The following is a 19,627-nucleotide window of genomic DNA, read 5'->3' as shown; positions in this document are numbered from 1 at the left end:
TTGAACAACTTTGACAATGTAAACTGATTTTTTGTACTGTTTCGTTATCGAAAGTATACTGTTTTTTTTGGTACAATATACGAAAGGATCGTTACAAATGAAAAAACAGATCATTGATTTTGTCATCACATGGGTGGACGGATCAGACCCCTTATGGTTTCGCCAAAAACAGAACGCCAAAAAAAAGCAAGGAGTTTCTGTTGATATCGACGACCGTATTGAACGCTATCGCGACTGGGAAATTCTAAAGTATCTATTTCGTTCGATAGAAAACTTTGCTCCATGGGTAAATAACGTATATTTTGTAACATGCGGTCATCTGCCGGCGTGGCTCAATACAGAATGTCCAAAATTGCAGATTGTTTCACACAAAGATTTTATTCCCGAAAAATATCTCCCCACCTTTAACTCGCATTCCATTGAGTGGAATTTCCACCGGATAAAAAATCTGTCGGAACACTTTGTTTATTTTAATGATGATATGTTTTTGCTGCATCCAATAAAGCCAACCGATTTTTTTGAAAACGGAAAACCCGTTGATATGCTTGCCCTGCAGCCCGATGTTGCAAACGTAGAAGATACCATTATGCCATATATCTATCTGAACAATACTATGCTGCTTGCCAAGTACTTTGACAAACGGGAAAACATGAAAAAGCAGCCAGGTGCCTATTTTCACATCGGATATCCTCCCATGTACTTTGGATATAATCTTCTGGAAATGGCATTTCCACGATTTACCGGTTTTTACACCGTTCATGGCCCGTCTCCTTTGAAAAAGGAGACTTATCGTTTCTTCTGGGAAAAGGAAGAAGAATTGTTAGACGGTGTCTGCAGCCACCCATTTCGTCATAAAGATGATGTGAGCCAATATGTTCTGCGGGAATATCAGAAACTGAGTGGTGATTTCGTTCCAAGAAACACGCACAAGTTCTGTAAATACTTCAATTTAAAACCGGAAAACCCGGAACTGGTAAAGACAATCACAAAGCAGACTGCAAAGTGCATCTGCATCAATGACAGCAATTTTGAAATCCCATATAAACATGTAAAACGGGAACTGAACGATGCCTTTTCCAAACTTTTTCCGCAGAAATCACAGTTTGAAAAGTAAATTTTGTTCCATATTCAGAGGCGGAAATTTATCTGCATCTATTTTGGCATTACGTTATCGGAACGTTCTTGTTTTTTAATCGAAATAGTAACATTTTTACCCCAAATCTATTGACATTTGCGGGATTTTCCTCCTATAATAAGAATTGTAACCAAGGATGATTTTGCAAGAAAAGGACGTGAATATATATGACTAAAAATTACACAAAACCAATCGTTACAATTGATTCTGGTATGGCAGAAGGTGTTTATGCGGCAAGTGGATGTTATACTGCATCTGCATATATTCACCAGACTCCAGAAAACGGACGTGGCGATTACCGTATTCAGGTAAATGGAAAGCATAATGCTGATCATACCAAGGAAGCCCAGGTTCTGACTATCAGTTTCAACCAGAATGTTACTTATGTTTCTGGCGGCGCAGGACTTATTTCCGGTAACGAAACCACTACACTGAAAGTAAAACTGGCTTATCATCAGAATCCAACCGATAATATCGGTTTCGGTGACTTGGTTGTTACTTCCGATGCAGGTCTTGCAATTACTGGAGTAAGCATTACCGATTAATGGATCACTTCCCGTATTCTAAAAAATGGAATGCCTTTTGGCATTCCATTTTTTATTCGCTTGTAACCTGTTTTTACAAATTCGGCTCCAAATTTTGCAGGTACTTTCAATTCTGCAACTTTCTTCAATTTTAGAAATCCTTCTCCATCTCCAAAATTTCTTTCTCGCCCAGCTCCTCACACTTCTTTCCTCGAATCGCATACACTCTCGTACAGATTCCAAGCACCGTCGGCCGGTGTGTCGTTACAATGCAGGTTCGCGGATACGTATCTGTCATAATATTTTTCAGCACTTTCCGTTCCGTCGCCACATCGAGCGCCGAAGTTGCTTCATCCAGCAGCAAAATCGGAGATTTTCGAAGCAGTGCACGCGCAATCGAAAGCCGCTGTGCCTGTCCTTCTGAGAATCCGCCGCCGCGTTCTTTCACCATACTTTCAATACCATCCGGCAGTTTCTCCACAAATTCCCATGCACATGCCAGTTTCAACGCCTCCACGATCTCTTCATCTGTGGCTTCCGGTTTCACATTTCGCATATTTTCTGCAATTGTTCCTGAAAACATCGTATTCCCCTGTGGCACATAAGAAAACAATTTCCTTGTGGACGGCGACAGTGCAATCCGTTGTTCTCTGTCTTCCCCTGCACCAATCCATGCTTCTCCCCCCTGGGCACGCAGCAAGGATAAGATCAGCCGCAGCATCGTTGTCTTTCCCTCGCCGGACGGGCCGACGAGTGCAATAATTTCATGCGGCCACGCTTCCAGTGATGCTTTCGAAAACACTTCTGTTCCCGTATGGTAGGTATAGCTCAAGTCCTCCATAGCAAGCCCGATGCCGCTTGCCCGGTATTTTTCTGCAAACTGCTCCACTTCCCGATCCGCACTGTAGTCCTCCTGCGGCATCTCCACAATATCCATCAGACGGCCGGCTGAGATGCCAAGAGAAATCGCCGATGGCACAAGGCTGACCAGCGAATTGACGGAACCCGTCAGTGTACCGGACAGAGACAGAAACATGGTCATGGTTCCGTAAGAAATTGCCCCGCTCCAGACACGGTAAATTCCCCATCCGTAGCAGCTGTAAGATACAAGATAGCTGATTAACGTCATCAGAAGCGAGGTTGCAATCGACATTTTCTGGAAATCCAGGCGCATTTTGATGTATTCCTGCTGCAGATTTTTCAGGCGATCGACATAAAAGCGGATCATATCGAATGCCTTGATTGTCTGAATATTGGAAAATGCTTCCTGATTAAATCCGTAAAGTTTCGCACTCATCTGTGCGCTCCGCTGGTTATTGTTCGTCATCCGGCGCAGCAGCGGGCGGGACAGAAGCGCACTGAACGGGATGCCAAGCAATGCAAAAATGGCAAAGGTGGGATCATAATGTACCACAATCGCCAATGCACTGATAAATTTCACAGTATAGATCACAAGATTCGGCAGCCAGTTCAGGATACCACTGGAAATATTTGAAGCATCAGAACTCCACCGTGTTACCAGATCTCCGGTATGATACGCTGTCAGCGATTCCCAGTCCGTGACCAGAATCTTGGCAAAAATATCATTCTGGATTTCGCGGTCTACCTTCAGGTTAATCATCGTAGATGCATACGCAGATGCCTGCGAAATCAGGGTATTTCCAAAAGAAAAGCCGATCATCAGTGCGAAGGTCTGCAAAAGTTTTCCTGTCTGGTGCCCGGTGATAATATCAACCAGATCTTTCGATATCACACTGGACGCAAGAGAAACACCGGTTCCGAAAACACCAAGTGCGGTATAGAAAATCATGGCTTTCCAGTATCGTCTGGCATACTGTGCAATCCACAGAAATTCTTTCCACATCTTCTGAAGCATTTCCGCCTGGAGGCATTTTTTTATTTTTGTCCACAAGTTTCTCATTTTAAAGCCTCCTGCGCAAGTTCATCCTCCGTGATTCTGTGATGCATCACTTCTGCCGCTGTATCATTTTTCGTACAGCGCAGGAAGTAAACCGGCTTTTCATTTGCAATTTCTTCCGCAAAAGCAAGATTCTTTTTCATCAGCCCTGCCGTCCAGGGCGGCGAGATCATCCGCTGCATCACACGGAGTGTTTTCTGCTCTTTCGTCAGGGAAACGATTTTATCCTCCGGCGCTTTTTCCAGCAGCACAATCCCTCCCAGCTCTTTCTTTTCGACTGTGAAAATTTCTGATGTGCCGCACCACGGGATTCCGTATACTACAAACTGATCGCCCTCTTTTCCTATGAGGTTCAGATCTCCGTTCAGAAACGGCGTGTCAAACAGTTTTTTCCAAAGTGCCGTATGAGTCGATTTTCCCATTCCCGACGGACCGGAAAACAGCCATGCTTTTTCCAGATAAAGAAGAGATGCGGAATGCAGCACAAACATGCCTTTTTTCTGTGCCAGGAACAGAAATACCGGCCGGATCGCCAGAAAGAGGGAATCCTGCTCTTCTTCTGTCATAGGCAGACGGTAATAAATACAGGCGAAGCTTCCATCCGCTTTCATCCAGATTTCATAGATATTTTTAAGAGCCGGGAACCAGAGGACATAGCCTTCTTCCCACGCGCAGACTGTCAGATCTTTATTCCGGATCAGAATGTTTCCATTCTGGTGGCTTTCCGGTACATGCTCGATCAATTCTAACGTGAGATCCGCCGCATCCTGCCTATTTTCTGTTTTTATCACCGTTTCTTCCACTTCTTTTTCTCCTGTTTTTTTCGCTGCCTCTCCTTCTGTTTTCTCTGTTGCTTCTTCCTTTCCTCTTTTCTTCTCAAAAGAAGCAAACTGTTTTGGAATGCAGCCCTCTTTTCCATAAACAGCAATGGAAATTCCTGCGATCTTCAATTCTCCGGCGCAAGTTCCATCCGGAGAACCAAGTTCCCGTCGTACCGCACCAAAGGCAAGAAGCTCCTTCACAAAAGCCTGAATATCTTTTTTCAGTTCCTCCTGCTCTTCTTCCGGCACTTCATAACAGCGAATCATTTTCTGCTGAAGTTCTTCCATTGTTTTTGGTGTTTCCAGCGCTTCCCAGAGAATCCGTGCGGTCTCATTCAGCTCCATTCCTCGCTGCTGGTCTGCTATTTTCTGCCCATAAGGCAGAAGATAATGTGTGTTCCCGATTTTCTGCAGTAAATATCCTTCCTGCCTTCTGATTCTCATAATCTGATTTCCCTTCCTGTGTTTGTTTTCTTATATTTGCTGTCTTTCGTTTTGTATGTAAAGTTATGCTTTTTCTGCTCATCATCCTTTTTATTTTCAGGGTAAGCTGTTATAATAAAATTCAGGTAACTATTCAGAGCCACTCGTCAAAATGCCACGCATTTCGTCGGTTCGGCGTATCCGCCAAATGGAGTTTTTTATGTACACTTACGATATTGAACAACTTTTAAAAAACGGTTCTGCCGTCAAACTGAAACCGCAGGGCTACAGTATGTATCCTCTTTTTCTTCCGGGCCGGGACGAAGCTGTCATTGAACACTGTGTTCCTTCCGAACTTCATCGCGGCGATGTAATTCTGTATCGCCGTGTGCAGGGAATCCTTGTTCTGCACCGCATCTGCCGAATTACCAGGGATGGCTTCTATCTGGTCGGGGACAATCAGACCGAAGTGGAAGGACCTCTTTCCCCGGAGCAGATTCATGGAAAACTGACTGGTGTCGTACGCAATGGAAAATCGTTTTCTGTTTCGTATCCAATTTATCGGATGCTTTCTTCCATCTGGCTCTTTTTACGCCCTGTCCGCCCGTTTTTCTGGTCGGTAACGGCTTTTTTCCGCAGGTTTTTTCAGAAGCACTGATTTTTTCATTGTCCTCTCCGAATTTTTTTCAAAATGCACAGAGAAATTTCTATTGCATCAGGCTTTTCGCATTCCCTTCACCATGGTTACAATGCTCTGAAGTCTCCAGCCTCTTCCAAAGATCACCAGATCCAGCAGCAGCGGAATCGCAATACACAGGAGAAAGCAGACGCAGAACAGAAGCATACCGCCTGCTCCGTATATCAGTGGTACGATTTTCTGCATCAGCAGAACTTCGCCCGCTATGACTGCCAGATACTCTCCGATATCCTGCGCATACCGCAGCGCCTCTCCCGGCATCTCGAGGAAATCCCGGAAATAAATGATATACCGATACAAGATCTGCAGCAGATAAGACAGTAAGGTTCCAAGCAGAACGCCTGCCATCCCATACGGTTTTACAAGTGCCAGTGACACGATCAGATTAAGAAGTGCGGAGGATGCTCCGACATTTTTCTCTTTTTCAAACAGTCCCGTCACGCCCATCACAAGGCTGAGCGGCAATCCCATAATTCGAACCAGCAATACTACAATACAAAAAACAGTAATTCCCCAGCCAAGTTCGTAGGAAGGACCAAGCCAGATATCACGGACAAATGGTGTAATCAGAGAAAACAGGCCAACCGATACAACCGACGCAATGCAGAAAAAGCCAAAGGTCAATTGCCGCAGAATCTCATAATTTCTCTGACGATTTTTTTCTGTAAAATAATCTCCGACCGTCGGCTGGATCGTATTCGCAAGGATCGTGAGAATATTGCTGATCGCCTGCGTAATCATACAGTAATTTGCATATCGTCCTACCGTACCGACCCCGATAAAACCGGAAATAATCAGGTTGTCCGTGCAATACAGCATTTTTTCTGAAATTCTGGAAATAAACAGGCTTTTCAGATCTCTTACAATTCTTTTCGTCAGAGACGATGTGCTCTTTTCTTTTCTCCGCTGGCGCAAAAACGGATATTTCTGCTCCACATACCAGCTGATCCAGATATTCAGCACGACTTCCGTTACGGTTCCAATACCAAGCGCCAGCAGATAATTCTGTTCCCATGTAACCAGCAGAATAATCGCCAGATAGCTGACCACATTTAAAATCAGTCCGGTGATGCTTGCAATGTATTCTTTCTGATCCGCAATCAGCAACGACTTCCGGTACGTTAAAAGATAAGAAAGAACGGTTCGAACCAGCCACATCGCATACAGAACGCGGATATAGGATAACGAATAACTGTTATTTTTCATAAAAAGGTGGATGAACGGCAGAACCGCCATTCCCGCCGCAAATACAAGAACAGCAAAGACGTGATATGCCTTTCGGTAAAGATTCATCAGCGATGCAATCTCTGCCTCATCCTTTCTTGCAAGCGCGCCATACAAATGGTAAACGATTGCCGTGGATATGCCAAGCTCCGTCACGGAAAGGATATTGATGACATTGGAAATAACACCATTCATTCCAACCAGCTCCGCGCCCATGTACAGGTTCATGGCACGCTGGCTGAAAAAGCCGAGGATCAGAAGCGCAAACTGTGAAAGCATACTGAAAAAACTGTTTCGGAATAAATTTTTAATGCGCATAAGTTCCTCCTTCTTCTCGTTTTTATAACATGCTACGCGGGTAAACAGTTCCGTAATTTTACATCACTCTTATTTTCCACTGTTTTCATGGATTTTGTAACATTAAAATGGTATCATATATCTAATACCTGCTATCGTTGCTGCCGTTTCCAGATACCTGTGAATGGCAGTATCCCTTTTGGAAAGGCTTTCCTTTATGAAAACAAATAGAAAAAAATCATTTTCTTATCTTCTGTTTTTTCTTCTGCTTCTGGTATTCCTTGCACTGTTCGCATTTCTTGGTATCCGTTCTTTTTATCGTGCGAATTACATGCCGGAACCATGCACAGAATCCGCAGACGAGTTATCCAATCCATACATTGGATTTTATCACATGTATGGCTATGTTCTTGGAAGCGATTCGCTCTCGAATCTTCCTGCCGCCTCTGATTCCGACGCCAAAAACAGGCAGGGAATTGTCATGCTGGAAGTGAATCTGCAGAATTTTTCAAACGAAGATCTCTCCGATTCAGCTCTTTCCCAGCTTGATACCATTCTCTCTGCCTGGCAGAGACATGGCAGTCAGGTGATCTTACGTTTTCTCTACGACTGGGATGGAAAAGCAATGGAAACAGAGCCGCAAAGTCTGGAGCAAATTCTGCGTCACATGGACCAGACAGCTGAAGTTGTAAATCGCTACACGGACTGTGTTTTTCTGATGCAGGGCATTTTTGTCGGAAACTGCGGGGAAATGAACAATTCTCACTACATGTCCGATGAGGACTGTACTACCCTGATGCACCATCTGGCAGAGGTAACGGATCCTTCGGTTTTTCTGTCTGTCCGCACACCGGTACAGAGGCGGAAAATTCTGGATTCCTCCGAACGGCCGACAAAGGAAACAGCTTTTGATGGTTCGCTTTCCTCCCGGCTTGGACTGTTTAACGATGGTATGCTCGGAACGGCCAACGATACCGGCACTTATGGTGATACCGCTGCCTCCGCAGACACTTACCGTTCCGCCTGGGTTCGTGAGGATGAGCTTTCCTTCCAGAATGAACTCTGCAATTTCGTCCCAAACGGCGGCGAGGTCACTCTGGATAACCCATTGAATGATCTCGCACATGCCATTCAGGATTTATCGCGCATGCATGTCTCCTATCTGAATTCGGAACACGATCCCGCGGTTCTGGATAAATGGAAAGCAGCTGCTTACAAAGACAAAGCTTCCGTTTTTAACGGATTGTCCGGCTATGATTATATCGAGCGTCATCTGGGATACCGCTATGTCATCCAGGACACTGCTTTGGATTCGTCTGATTTTCAGATACGGCTGGAAAATGTTGGTTTTTCTGTCTGCTATCGAAAACTGGATTTACAGCTCACCCTGGTTTCTTCCGATGGTGAGGTTTTCTCATTTCCCATCTCTTCGGATTCCAGATTCTGGATACCGGGGACTACTGCAGAGCTCTCTATTTCTCTCCCGCTTGCGAGACTCACCAAAGGCAGTTATACGGTATATTTCCAGATGACGGATCCTGTTCTGCAAAGGGAAATTTTGCCCGCAAACACATTTTCTCATGATACGCATGGATTTTCGATTGGTACGCTCGAAATCAGCAAATTATATTAAAACAATCGGGTCAATTTTGAAAATTCCCAAAAAGGGGCGTCCCTGTTTTTCTCCCTGATTGGCAAATGAAATAGTTCTTCCATCCCGCCTGCGGTACAGCGCCAGATACAGTTTCTGTTCTTCTGGTTCTGCTAATTCCGCAGGCAGTTTTATTTTCTGGCAAAGAGTGGTTTTTTCTCCGCTCTTCCAGAGTCTCGCATCTGTTGCAATCTGTATTTTTTTCTGAAGCGTTCCGTTTCTTTCCAGCTCCAGATAACAGTCTGCCTCTTCGGTCAGTTCTGCAAATCCTTTGTTTTCCAGTGTAATCTGAAGTTCTTCCCTTTCCGAAACAAACTCCACACCTTCCACAACAAACCGATAGCCGAGACGTTTTCCAATTGCCTCCAGGCCGCTTTCGTCCTCGACCGTTTCTGCTTTCCATTGTTCCAGCCGTCGTAAATCATACGTACTGTTCAGATAGGAAATATGCATTCTTTCGAGATCCGCCATTGCTTTTGGGGCCGAGACGAAAGGAGCCGGTTCTGCCCCACTTCCCCATATGGCCTCTCCGCCGCAAAATTTTCCGCACATTTCGTTTTTCTGCCATTCCAGTTCTTCTTCCCGGCTGCAGATTTTCTGTCCCGGTGTTTCCGGTGACAGTGTGCCATACGTTCCAAGATCCGTTTCCGATCCGAATATCCCATCGTTAAACAGAGTCAGTTTTTTCTTTTCCTGCTCCGTCCATCCCAAAGTCAGTTCCCGCCACTGCGCCGGTTTCCGCACTGCAACCGGGCAGGCGCCGTCCACTGCTTTTATCATGGTATCGGTCAGGGTTCGAAAGGCATCCGGGGTCAGATAACGGGAACCGTGCATTTCGCCCCAGTTCCCGATCAGAATTCCCTGTACTGCAAAAATATCGTCCGCATATTCCCGAATGACTTCTCCGATCTGCTGCATATGTTCTTCCACCAGACGGATACTGCCCGGCTCTTTCTCCAGTCCTTTTCCCTCAAGATCATAGGAAAACCGCAGGATCATTCCTTTTCTTTTCTCCCGAAAAAATGCCAGAATCCTTCGAATCCATTCCAGAGACGGTTCTGAAATCGGCTTGTCCCGGAATGCTCCGATATCAATTCTGAGAAGGACAAGTTCTTCCTCTTCACAGGCGATGTAGAGCGGTTCCCCGGTTTGCGCCGCGTTGAAAGTATATAAATGATACCAGCCACACCCGGGATTCTGTATCGCTTTCCTGCTTTCCTGAAGTATCGCTTTCTGGAAAAGCTCTTTTTTATCCTGTTTTCCCCGCAGTTCTGGAAATTCTTTCTTTTCTGCCCTGCCTTTAGCTTCTCTTCCCTTCTGCCAGCTCAGGATACTTTTTATCTTCTCTCTCCACATCAATCCGTCCTGCTCCTGCATCCATTTTCAATACCTTACACCGGAAAATCACAGCCAGGACACTGTAAAACATCCGCATCATATACCAGATTGGCTTCAAACCAGAATGCATGCTTTTCCCCGAAGTCCGAGCATGCATAACAGCTGGAATCTCCACAACTTTAAAATCAAGAAGCAGCATCTGAGTAATCATATTAGTATCCGGATATTTATCATCGAAATGATTATATTTGGAATAGTATAAAACAGCTTTCCGGCTTAAACCCTGCAGTCCGGTTGTCGGATCCGCAATTTTCCGTCCAGTTGCCAAATACAGCATTTTTCGAAACAGGACAAATGCCATTTTTTTTGCAAAGGAAACTTCAAACTCTGTACTCCCCTTCATGAAACGGGATCCAAGCACAATGTCCGGCGTTCTTCCATCATCATCTTTTTCCTTTAATCTCTGGTAAATTTTCGGGATATTGCACACATCGTGCTGCCCATCCGCATCCATCTGAATAACATAAGAATAGCCCCTTCGGATTGCATATTTATATCCAAGCTGCAGCCCACTGCCATATCCCAGATTAAAAACATGAGTAACCACCGCACAGCCATATTCCTTCGCCAGCCAGTTGGTATTGTCAGAAGAAGCATCGTTCATGACCAGCACATCAACAATATCTGCTATCTCCGGCTGCGCCAGCTGTTTCATGACCTTTTCTATATTTTTTTCCTCGTTGTATGCCGGAATAATCAGCAGTACCTCTTTTTGTCTCATATGTATGTCCGCCTCATTTCATTAGATTCAGCAGTTTCCAGATTTCCTCTGTCTGACCGTTCATTTTCTGTTTTGCCGCTGCTGCAAGCCGTTCCCGTTTCTTCGGATCATCCAGCAGTTCTTCTACTTTTTCGGCAATGCCTTCCGGTGTCAGCGTACAGAGAAGACCATCTTCCCCGTCCACAATCTGCTCTCTGTTTCCCGCACAGTCCGATGCAATCACAGCACAGCCAAGTGTCTGCGCTTCCTGGATGGCGATGCTTTTTCCTTCAAACCGTGTTGCATGAACGTAGAGATCACACTGTGCATAATAAGGAAACAGATTCTCTTTTGCACCCGGCAGCTGGAAATCTTCCTGCAGGCCAAGCTCTGCAATCTGCTTTTCGAGCGCATTTCTCTCGGATCCCTCTCCCAGTACATACCATCGCGCCTCATAGCCATCTTCGCGGATCTTTTTCATGGCCGGAATTGCGATGTCATATGCTTTCTGATAGGCCAGTCTTCCGACAGTTAAGATTCGAATTCCTGTATAGGAATCTGAAAAACCGCCCGGCAGCTGCGCCTCACGCGCAATCCGGTCTGTATCGAGAATATTGTGAAAAACCTGCACTTTCTTCTCATATTCCGGATAAAATTCCAGAAAATGACGGCGCGTCTCCTGCGAAACGGTAAAGATCTGATCCATCTTTTCGTAGCAGTCCCGATCCATTTCCCTTGTATAACCGGAATTGCCGTATGCAATATGGACAAAGGCAGCTTTTTTCTTAGCATTCACATGATCGGCAACGTAATAAGCAGAACCGCCTTCCAGGTAAGCAACCGCCAGATCGAAGGTTTCCGAAAATCGGTCTGCTCCATCCGAAATTACACGCCAGAGCAGCTTGTCCGGCTGAATGTTTCCAGTTTTTTTCATTCGGAAAAAATTTTGTATCACATATTGCATTTTCTTTATGGTGCGACCATGGCGGAAAAACGCCAGAAAAGATGTCTGTATCAGTTTTCTCCGCCCCGCACCGGACAGCACAGAAGCGGTACAGATTTTCTTATTTTTCACATGTACCCTCTGCGGTACCTGGGAAATCATTTCACCCTGCCCCAAAAGTACGTAAAGTGAAATTTCATATTCCTCCGCATCCAGGCGGCGCAAAAGTTCCAGCAGCGCTGTTTCCGCTCCCGCCCGGCCAAGGGTGTTGATCACAAACAAAATTTTCTTCATTCGTTCTTCCTTCTTCTATTCCCTTATAACTCTCTTGCATTTTTGCCCGTCAGTTTTTCCAGTTCTCTCAGAATTCTTTCATTCTCCTGGTTCAAAAGAGAAACCAGAATCGCCAGTTCCTGGTTTTTCATTAACAGGGAAGAGATCTGAATTGTCATCTGGTAAACGCCCCACAGAACCAGAAGCGCTGTGATCAGAAGAACAACGAGGCTCCCAAGCCCGATCCGGCTGCTCCATCCGGAAAATCTCGGAACCGCTCCGCTTAAGATTGCTGCAATTCCAAGCAGTTCCCAGGTAACTGCCAGGTTTACGGTCAGCTTCTTTTTCGCATGAAGCACGAAGGTAACGATCATAATTCCAATTCCCATCAAAATAACGCAAGCTTTTACAATTGCTGCTGTGCTCATTTACGCTTCCTCCTTCTGCTCTTGCTCTGCTTTTCTTTCATAAACCATACCGGATGGCCGTTTCCCCTTTCCCTGAGGAATCAGATTTCCACGGCAAAAGACATGTCTGTCCATGTTTTTTTCTACCCATCGCAGTCTCGCATATGCCACACTCCATCCTGCAAATGCTCCTGCTATGACCCCGGCGCCATACCAGATCACCGGTAAATGTGTTGCAATCAGACTGCCAATCCATGTCACCAGGCAAAACACGATCGCTGTCCAGATTGCCCCTGTCAGATCGTCAAAATAATACAGGAAGATAATTTCCGCATACATCAGAAACAGAATAAAATATCCAACCGCAAGTGACGGATAAATTTTCAGTGTCATACCGGAAAATCCCTCCCCTGGTAGCAGAATAACACAGATCAGATAAACCACAACAGAAATGATAAACTGTAACCGCGCCAGTGTCATCAGTTCACTGGAAAGCTGACGGAACATCCGTTTCTTCGCATTGTCAATATCGGCGCCTTTTCCGCCGATGACTGCCTCCGAGTACAGTTTATATTTTTCGTGAAAGTTCATCTCCACACGCGCAATAAAGATGATCGTTGCGGAAATGTTGGTAAACATGGCGAGACAGGATGCCATATCGTATGGCTGGTTACATACGAAACTTTTTGCAATCTCCATCCGCATATCCGTTGTCCAGAACACAAAATTGTGAATGTATAACCCAAGGATATACAAAAAGTTTGTAAAAATCAATTTCCAATATTTCCTAAAATACTGCAGTACCGGCCGGTAATGATTGCTATTTCGCACAAAATACCGGCGGATCAGCGCATTTTCCAGCGTTGCCGTCACAAAAAATCCGATCGTCAGAGAAAACAGCATACTCCATGTTGTCTCCCACTTCAGAATAAAGTGTAAAATCAGGGCAAGGACAAATGCCACCAGCATGCCGAAGAAAAAATACTGTGAAATCCGTTGATAATCTTTGCAAATAGAAAGATAAATCATCGAGTAAAAAACAAGCACCAGACTGATATAACCGCAAAAGCCACAGAATACATATGCGGTTGGTACCTTTCCCACAAAATGTTCCCAGAGACAGAACGGAATCCCCAACAGACAGCTGAGACCAATGTTCAGAAGCATACCAATATGATAGCAGGGTAAAATATCCTGATACCGCTCTTCGTAGATCACATCAGACATATAGCGGGACAGCACCGCATTAAACGGGGACGCCGTCAGAAGAGAAAAGATAAAGGTATAAAGAATCGTGCAGGAAAACAGCTCTCTTGTCACATATCCCACACTGGCAAAATCCAGCAGATATTCCATTAAAATCAGATTGATAATGATGACAAACATGGGCGCAACCGTCACTACGGTGCTGTAGAAAAATCCAACCAGATTTGTCGTAAGTGTATTTTTTTCAAAAATCCGATTCAGCCGAACTCCGATTCCTGCCATATCCTCTTCCTCCTTTTTTGTGCCTGCTCCGGTTTTACTTTTCCTTATCCGGCAGTTTTACCGATTCTTCCTTCCACTCCAGCCCCATCTGTTCTGCGAAATCCCGGTAAATCTCCCAGTATGTTTTCTGCATATATTCTACTCTATATTTCTCCATCACACGGCGATAGCCGGTCTCTCCCATTTCCAGGCGCATTTTTTCATTTGCCGCCATATCCAGCATCGCCTGCGCGATTTCTTCAATATTCATGATATGCGTGACAATTCCGGCCGCACCGAAATCATCACTTTCCCCGTAAATCAGTCCATAGCAGTTTCCGACATCCGTTGCAATCACCGGCTTATGCGCCGCATAGCTTTCCAGAATGGTCAGCGGCTGTCCCTCACTTATGCTGGTCAGAATGGTCACATCCATTCTTCCAAGATAATCGCGGATATTGATTCTTCCGGTAAAAACAACATCCGGGATTTCCATATCCGAGACAAGCTGGAAACACTCCTCGGCATATTCCCGGTCTTCTTCCCATGGTCCCATAATCCAGAGTTTCAGACGGTCATCTTTTTCTTTCGCAAAACCAAATGCCTGAATCATCGTTTTGACATCTTTAATCGGGGTCACACGCAGTACCGCACCGATGTTGATTTTTCCTTCATCTTCTTCCGTTTTCCCCGGAATATTCTGCAGATTTTCCACACGGATTCCGTTTGGCGTGACCATGGTTTTTTCGATCGGGCAGCCAAGTTCGATCTGCAGTTCCCGTGCATGTTCAAACAGTGATGTAATGAGCGTCCCTTCGTTGTACGCCAGCTTTGACATTTTTCGAAACTGATCGATCCAGATATTTTTATAGATTCCTTCTACCCATTTGGCTTTGATCAGTTCTTCTTCCCGCTCTCTGGTGTAAATTCCGTGCTCAGAAATCAGGAGACGGCTGCCGTAGAAGTGTTTTGCCATGGCACCAAGAACCCCCGCATAACCGGTTGCAACACAGTGGTACAAATCGGCACGCGGTATTTCCGTCTGCATGGTGAGAAACAGCGGCAGATAAATCGAACGCATCGTCCACAGGAAATCAGAAAAGACAATCTGACTGTATTTCAGATTATAGCAGTCTCTGACCGCATTCAGAAAATCCTCCCCCATCAGTAGCGCATTCAGGGAAACATTTTCTTTCTGGAAAAGGTCAAACAAAACATCCCACTCGATGTCCTGATCCAGAATCAGACTGCGCAGTGCCTGATACTGTTCTTTTTTCAGCCGTTTTCTGTGCAGTTTCTTGCTGCCGCTCCAGTCCACATCGTCAAGATAAAGTTCATAGACCGCAGACACATTTTTCGGCAATTCATAGGCATATTTTCCCCGCTGGGAACGATTTGCCGCAATTGCAAGAATCACAAATTCCGTTTCCGGAAACAGCTGGATCAGGCTGTGTACCCAGCTTGAAACACCTCCTACGACGAAAGGGTAGCATCCTTCCGCAACAATGCAGACTCTCATTCGTTTTTCGCCCCTTTCTCATAGTAATACCGTTGATCCGATGCTCCAAGCGTAATCCTTACCTCACTTTGCTCTGCGCGAATCAGCCACGCGGAATCTTCAAGTTTTTCTGCTGTTCCGCCTGTAACTTTTCTGACATCTTCATTGTGCGTGCGAAGAACATAATACGCTGTTTCATCGGTTCCTGTTGTCCTTAATGTGATGGCATTGTCTTCTCTGTCATCTTCATAACGGGAATTCAGAAATGTCCGGATTCTGGTGTCACATTCCGATACGGTCGTGCCGTCAAAACCGGAGAATAGCTTCCAGTACGTAGAAAGATTCGCCGCAAATTCCTTGCCGATATTTTCCCAGCGATCCTCTTCTGTTTTCGGATAAAGAATAGCATCCAAATCCAGCAGAACACTGGTATATCCAAGTGCAGATTCCACACTCTTTACTTTCATCCAGGAACGGTATGTAAATTGCTCCTCTTCTTCCGATATCACTTTCTGGCTTGTAACCTGATCGTTCTGATATCTTACAATATCCCCCTCGGTATCCTTGGCTTTTACAACCGTACGAATCTGTTCAAGAACAGGCTGCTGCAATGCTTTTTCCATTTCTTCATCCGTCTGTTCTCCAGCGTAAAAAGAAGAAAAAGCAAACGTATTCAATTTTTTTTGCATGAACTCCTGATCTTCCTGCAGTTTCTGTATCACATCCGTTTCTGACTCACAAGTACCGGAAAGCCCTGTTTCCCCTTTTTGCTCATTAATCAGTTTCACATAATAGTTCAGCATACTGCCATCTGGTTTTGTTGTACTGCTGTAATCAAGCTTCGGCGCCAGCATACAGGTCAGTCCGAGATGATTCTTTTCATAAACAGAAGCAAAAGAGGGCCAGATGATATCACGGTTAACAGCTGTTGCTGTGTTGCCGTAAATCTCCTGCATCTGTGCTGTATTTTCCTCTGTCAGAACCGGAAAATTAGCAGCAATCAGATTCTGTGCATTTACGACCGGGTAAATCAGATAATCTCTTGTCTCGTAAAGCATTCCGGTCAGGATTCCAAGTCCCGTTTCATCCTCCATATAATCTCCGTTTACTGCAAAAACATAGGCATTTCCCGTACTTTTTCGCCAGATTGCAACGGGATGTTCCTGCACTTTTAAGGTACTGTCTTCCGGAATACCTTTCATATAAGCTTTCGTACCACCTGCCAGTTTAAACCACGGAAAAGTCAGTTCAAGATCCTGCATCTTTTTCTCTTCCTGTTTCTTCGCCTCATAAATGTTTTCTCCGCCAAGCATCAGATTCGCATACAAATCCATTCCCTTCACCGTTACCTGATCTGCTGTAATTTTTTTGATGCCAAGCAATTCCATGAATTTCTGATTCTTTTTTATCACAGAAACATCAGGCAGATTTGCAAATACAAGATGAATCCCCTGTTCTGTACATTTTTGCAGTTCCACGGTATCCTTTACGGTTGTCCAGTCTATATTTTCCGAATTCACAATCACCATTTCCGGCAGCCTGGTATCTTTTTTCTCCATTGCTTTCTCATATTTTGTTATCGATGAATAGACTGCTGACTCATATTTCATATACCGGCACCATTCCTGAACAACGGTACCGATAGAGTCGCTCTTTTCTGCTCCGATATAAACAATGGTTCCCCTGCTGCCCTCTATGTTAATCTGATCGGAAGCATCCACTGCTCCAAATGCTCCGCTTCCATCCGCTAACGTTTCTTTATCCTTCGCATATGCATTTGTATCGTAATAGTTCAGCTTTTCTCTTGCCACATTCAATCCCTGGAATAAGAAAAGAACGATCGCCATAATGATTGTAATTGCTACAAAATTTCTACGCGAAACCATCTCTATTCTTCCTCGCTTCCTGCCTTTGGCGTTGGATTGTTATATCCGTAATCAATTGCAAAATTGTACGGACTGTTTACGTTCTGCTGTACACGATAACAAATAAAACTGTCTGTTTCATAATAGACTTCCATCTCGTCTGGATAAAGTTCTTTAAATTTCTGTGTCCAGTAATAAATATGGCACATCGTATACCACCGGTTTTCTGCAAAATACGGTTCAATTCCGCCTGCTGACGGAAGGGATGCTTCTGCTCCCTCCACGGTTACTTCTTTGTGGTTGGTACTTCCCGCATAATCAATTGGAATTTTTTCCACAAAAAAATATACATTCTGTGTCGGCATAATGATCTCCGGATTTTTTTCCAGATCCTGCAGTTCACGCAGAAAAGTAATGGTCTCATAATGGTAGCCGTAAAACTCCGTCATTCGAAGTTCATCATCGGCAGAGCAGATGGTCCAGGTGAAATTCCTGTTTTCTTTTAAAATATTGGTAACGCAGGCAATCGCTCCATTATCTTCCAGAGCGTCTACAACAATCGGCTTTCTCAGAAGACCATTTGATATCACAGCAGAAACCGCTATGACTAAAGTAAGGATAGATGCAACATTGCTGACCCATCTTTTCTTCCACCATCGTATCAGGAGATGTACGATGGCATCTGCTCCCAGCGTCCATGAAAAACAAACCGAATAGCAAAGGAAAATGCTGCAGCGGTTTGGATCCATCAATGCCGGCAAATGCAGCAGGGATGCACATTGCAGACAGCACATACAGAGCAGATAAAAGGCAGTGGAAAAAATCACTCCCGCAAAATCAATCTCCCGTAAAAGCACCATCAAACTTCCAAGCGCAGCCAAAAGCACAATACTTCCCAGGGTAATTTCCACAATATATGGTTTTACATTCATCACATTTACGCGAATGCTGCTTCGAACTGCTGCAAATTTTTCTTTTAAACGTTCCTTTAATGGCTTCTGCTGCTCCTTCGCTTGTTCTGCCAGTTTCTCTTCAGCCGCTTTTTTCAGCGCCTCGACCTGTGATGCACTGACTGTTGAGCCGCCATCCCTGTTTTCTGTCCCCTCACTTTCCGAAATGGTGCTCAGCTCTGTATTTTCCACCAGAGAATCTGTCGCTTCCGTTTCATCATCCTTTCCTCCATTGATAACACTTAATCCCCAGTACAGGGATCCCTGCAGTCCTTTTCCCATCGCAACACCCGCCGCCATGGGCAGTACAGAAAGCAGCACACTCAGGATTCCCGTTGCCATAATTCTGCGGAAATACTTCCACCGGGCAAACCGGAAACAAAAGCCGACTGCAACGCCAATGCAAAACAGCCCGGCGATCATCGTGCTGTAAAAGTGGATCGTCAGCGTAAGCGAAAATCCAATGGCAAACTGGATCAGATACCAACGGCAGTTTTGATCCAGTTCTTTTTTTTCATTCTCTTCTGCCTTCTGCTCTTTTGCAAATTCCTGAAAAAAACGGATCGCCATGCAGACAGACGTCAGAATAAAGATCATACTGAATTCCTGCGGCAGCGCACCTTCAAATCTTGCATACGTATTCCGGTTAAAAATATCCATCACATAGAACAGCACGCCAAGATATGGAGTAAATCTTCCCTTGCACACCATTTTCAGCGCCACAACCATTGCCAGATATACAAAATATGTCTGCACTACGCCAAAGATCCGCAGCAAGACATACGTTTTGATCCCAAACACCATATGCAGATAATAAATCACGATGTGAAATCCATACGGGTACACACCTGCAACCCAGATGTTGTTCCGATCCAGCTCATTGATCCAGTAGTTGTGTACCGGGATATCACTGGCTTTATAACCGTAAGCTTCGATCATATTCGGCCCATAGACATACGTAATTGCCGCAATCGCGGCCCCCATCACAGCAAGCTCCAGCAGCACATTCAGCCATTGCTTTCTTTTTCCACGGAAAAACCGCCTGTAAATGGTCCCTCGCAGCTGCACAAGCGAAGTTTTCTTTCCACGTTCTCCACTCAGCAGACGCTCTACATTCTCCAGAACCCACTCGATCACACCTGGAATCTTACTTCTTCTTTTCCAGATCCACACCAGAAGAAACGGCCCCACGGTGCCTGCCGTCAGTGTCACACGATTGCTGATATGAAGAAACTGCAGCAGATATACCAGATAGATGATATAAAAATTTCCCGCAAAAAAATATCCGGTCAGCTGTTCCGCAGCAGAAAAACGGCGGAACCGCTTCCGGAGTACCAGCCATGGGAGGAACAAAGTTACAATGCCATATGCCGCGACAATTTCCAGAAACTGTAAAATTGTAAGCCATTTCATTGTCATAATCTCTGTTCCTCCTT

Annotated in this window: 16 protein-coding genes; 4 read left to right on the top strand and 12 right to left on the bottom strand. The window is 44.9% G+C overall.

What is annotated here, in order from left to right:
- Positions 1-97: 97 nt before the first annotated feature.
- Positions 98-1,114: a Stealth CR1 domain-containing protein gene (locus PGS38_RS03805; protein ID WP_270475947.1), complete on the top strand. Its 1,017-nt coding sequence runs from the start codon at positions 98-100 to the stop codon at positions 1,112-1,114.
- 188 nt (positions 1,115-1,302) lie between these two features.
- Positions 1,303-1,680, top strand: a complete 378-nt coding sequence (locus PGS38_RS03800; protein ID WP_055220877.1) for a hypothetical protein — start codon at positions 1,303-1,305, stop codon at positions 1,678-1,680.
- Here PGS38_RS03800 and PGS38_RS03795 read toward each other — a convergent pair.
- From PGS38_RS03795 to PGS38_RS03785, 3 genes are read right to left on the bottom strand one after another with little or no spacing between them, the layout of a single operon-like run.
- Positions 1,677-1,808 (bottom strand): hypothetical protein, encoded by a 132-nt coding sequence (locus PGS38_RS03795; RefSeq protein ID WP_256372496.1) that lies wholly within the window; start codon positions 1,806-1,808, stop codon positions 1,677-1,679. The two genes, PGS38_RS03800 and PGS38_RS03795, sit on opposite strands and share 4 nt — an antisense overlap.
- Before the next feature lie 2 nt (positions 1,809-1,810).
- Entirely contained in the window at positions 1,811-3,580 is a 1,770-nt protein-coding gene (locus PGS38_RS03790) for a peptidase domain-containing ABC transporter (RefSeq protein WP_118719481.1), read from the bottom strand.
- On the bottom strand, positions 3,577-4,842 hold the full coding sequence (locus PGS38_RS03785) for a PqqD family protein (protein ID WP_173815412.1): 1,266 nt from the start codon (positions 4,840-4,842) through the stop codon (positions 3,577-3,579). The genes PGS38_RS03790 and PGS38_RS03785 overlap by 4 nt, the downstream gene beginning before the upstream one ends.
- A gap of 199 nt (positions 4,843-5,041) precedes the next feature.
- Here PGS38_RS03785 and PGS38_RS03780 point away from each other — a divergent pair, with 199 nt between their 5' ends.
- On the top strand, positions 5,042-5,479 hold the full coding sequence (locus tag PGS38_RS03780; RefSeq protein ID WP_117813382.1) for a S24/S26 family peptidase: 438 nt from the start codon (positions 5,042-5,044) through the stop codon (positions 5,477-5,479).
- 57 nt (positions 5,480-5,536) lie between these two features.
- Here PGS38_RS03780 and PGS38_RS03775 read toward each other — a convergent pair whose 3' ends face one another.
- Complete coding sequence (locus PGS38_RS03775) at positions 5,537-7,060, bottom strand: lipopolysaccharide biosynthesis protein (RefSeq protein ID WP_055220885.1); 1,524 nt, start codon at positions 7,058-7,060, stop codon at positions 5,537-5,539.
- A 196-nt stretch (positions 7,061-7,256) separates the two neighbouring features.
- Here PGS38_RS03775 and PGS38_RS03770 point away from each other — a divergent pair, with 196 nt between their 5' ends.
- Positions 7,257-8,672 (top strand): DUF4832 domain-containing protein, encoded by a 1,416-nt coding sequence (locus PGS38_RS03770; RefSeq protein WP_158565045.1) that lies wholly within the window; start codon positions 7,257-7,259, stop codon positions 8,670-8,672.
- Here PGS38_RS03770 and PGS38_RS03765 read toward each other — a convergent pair.
- Genes PGS38_RS03765 through PGS38_RS03730 form a run of 8 tightly spaced genes read right to left on the bottom strand, consistent with a single transcriptional unit; the run spans position 8,664 to position 19,610 of the window.
- Positions 8,664-10,046 (bottom strand): DUF4832 domain-containing protein, encoded by a 1,383-nt coding sequence (locus tag PGS38_RS03765; RefSeq protein ID WP_055220888.1) that lies wholly within the window; start codon positions 10,044-10,046, stop codon positions 8,664-8,666. The two genes, PGS38_RS03770 and PGS38_RS03765, sit on opposite strands and share 9 nt — an antisense overlap.
- On the bottom strand, positions 9,991-10,809 hold the full coding sequence (locus PGS38_RS03760; RefSeq protein WP_022461099.1) for a glycosyltransferase family 2 protein: 819 nt from the start codon (positions 10,807-10,809) through the stop codon (positions 9,991-9,993). Before PGS38_RS03760 ends, PGS38_RS03765 begins: the two co-directional genes overlap by 56 nt.
- A gap of 13 nt (positions 10,810-10,822) precedes the next feature.
- Positions 10,823-12,025, bottom strand: coding sequence for a glycosyltransferase (locus PGS38_RS03755; protein ID WP_022461100.1), 1,203 nt, complete (start codon positions 12,023-12,025; stop codon positions 10,823-10,825).
- 23 nt (positions 12,026-12,048) lie between these two features.
- Positions 12,049-12,432 carry a DUF2304 domain-containing protein gene (locus PGS38_RS03750; RefSeq protein WP_055220892.1) on the bottom strand — a complete coding sequence of 128 codons (384 nt, stop codon included), beginning with the start codon at positions 12,430-12,432 and terminating at the stop codon, positions 12,049-12,051.
- Positions 12,433-13,899, bottom strand: a complete 1,467-nt coding sequence (pelG, locus tag PGS38_RS03745) for an exopolysaccharide Pel transporter PelG (protein WP_022461102.1) — start codon at positions 13,897-13,899, stop codon at positions 12,433-12,435. It lies immediately after the preceding gene.
- A 34-nt stretch (positions 13,900-13,933) separates the two neighbouring features.
- Positions 13,934-15,397 carry a GT4 family glycosyltransferase PelF gene (gene pelF, locus PGS38_RS03740; protein ID WP_022461103.1) on the bottom strand — a complete coding sequence of 488 codons (1,464 nt, stop codon included), beginning with the start codon at positions 15,395-15,397 and terminating at the stop codon, positions 13,934-13,936.
- Positions 15,394-17,262: a DUF2194 domain-containing protein gene (locus PGS38_RS03735; RefSeq protein WP_055220894.1), complete on the bottom strand. Its 1,869-nt coding sequence runs from the start codon at positions 17,260-17,262 to the stop codon at positions 15,394-15,396. Before PGS38_RS03735 ends, pelF begins: the two co-directional genes overlap by 4 nt.
- Positions 17,263-17,264: 2 nt before the next feature.
- Complete coding sequence (locus PGS38_RS03730; protein WP_117813386.1) at positions 17,265-19,610, bottom strand: hypothetical protein; 2,346 nt, start codon at positions 19,608-19,610, stop codon at positions 17,265-17,267.
- Positions 19,611-19,627 lie beyond the last annotated feature (17 nt).

The sequence above is a fragment of the Fusicatenibacter saccharivorans genome (assembly GCF_027667425.1).
In the GTDB taxonomy this organism is placed as follows: Bacteria; Bacillota; Clostridia; order Lachnospirales; family Lachnospiraceae; genus Fusicatenibacter; species Fusicatenibacter saccharivorans.
The sequence above is the reverse complement of the archived record's forward strand: the minus strand, read 5'-3'. Positions and strand labels throughout refer to the sequence as shown.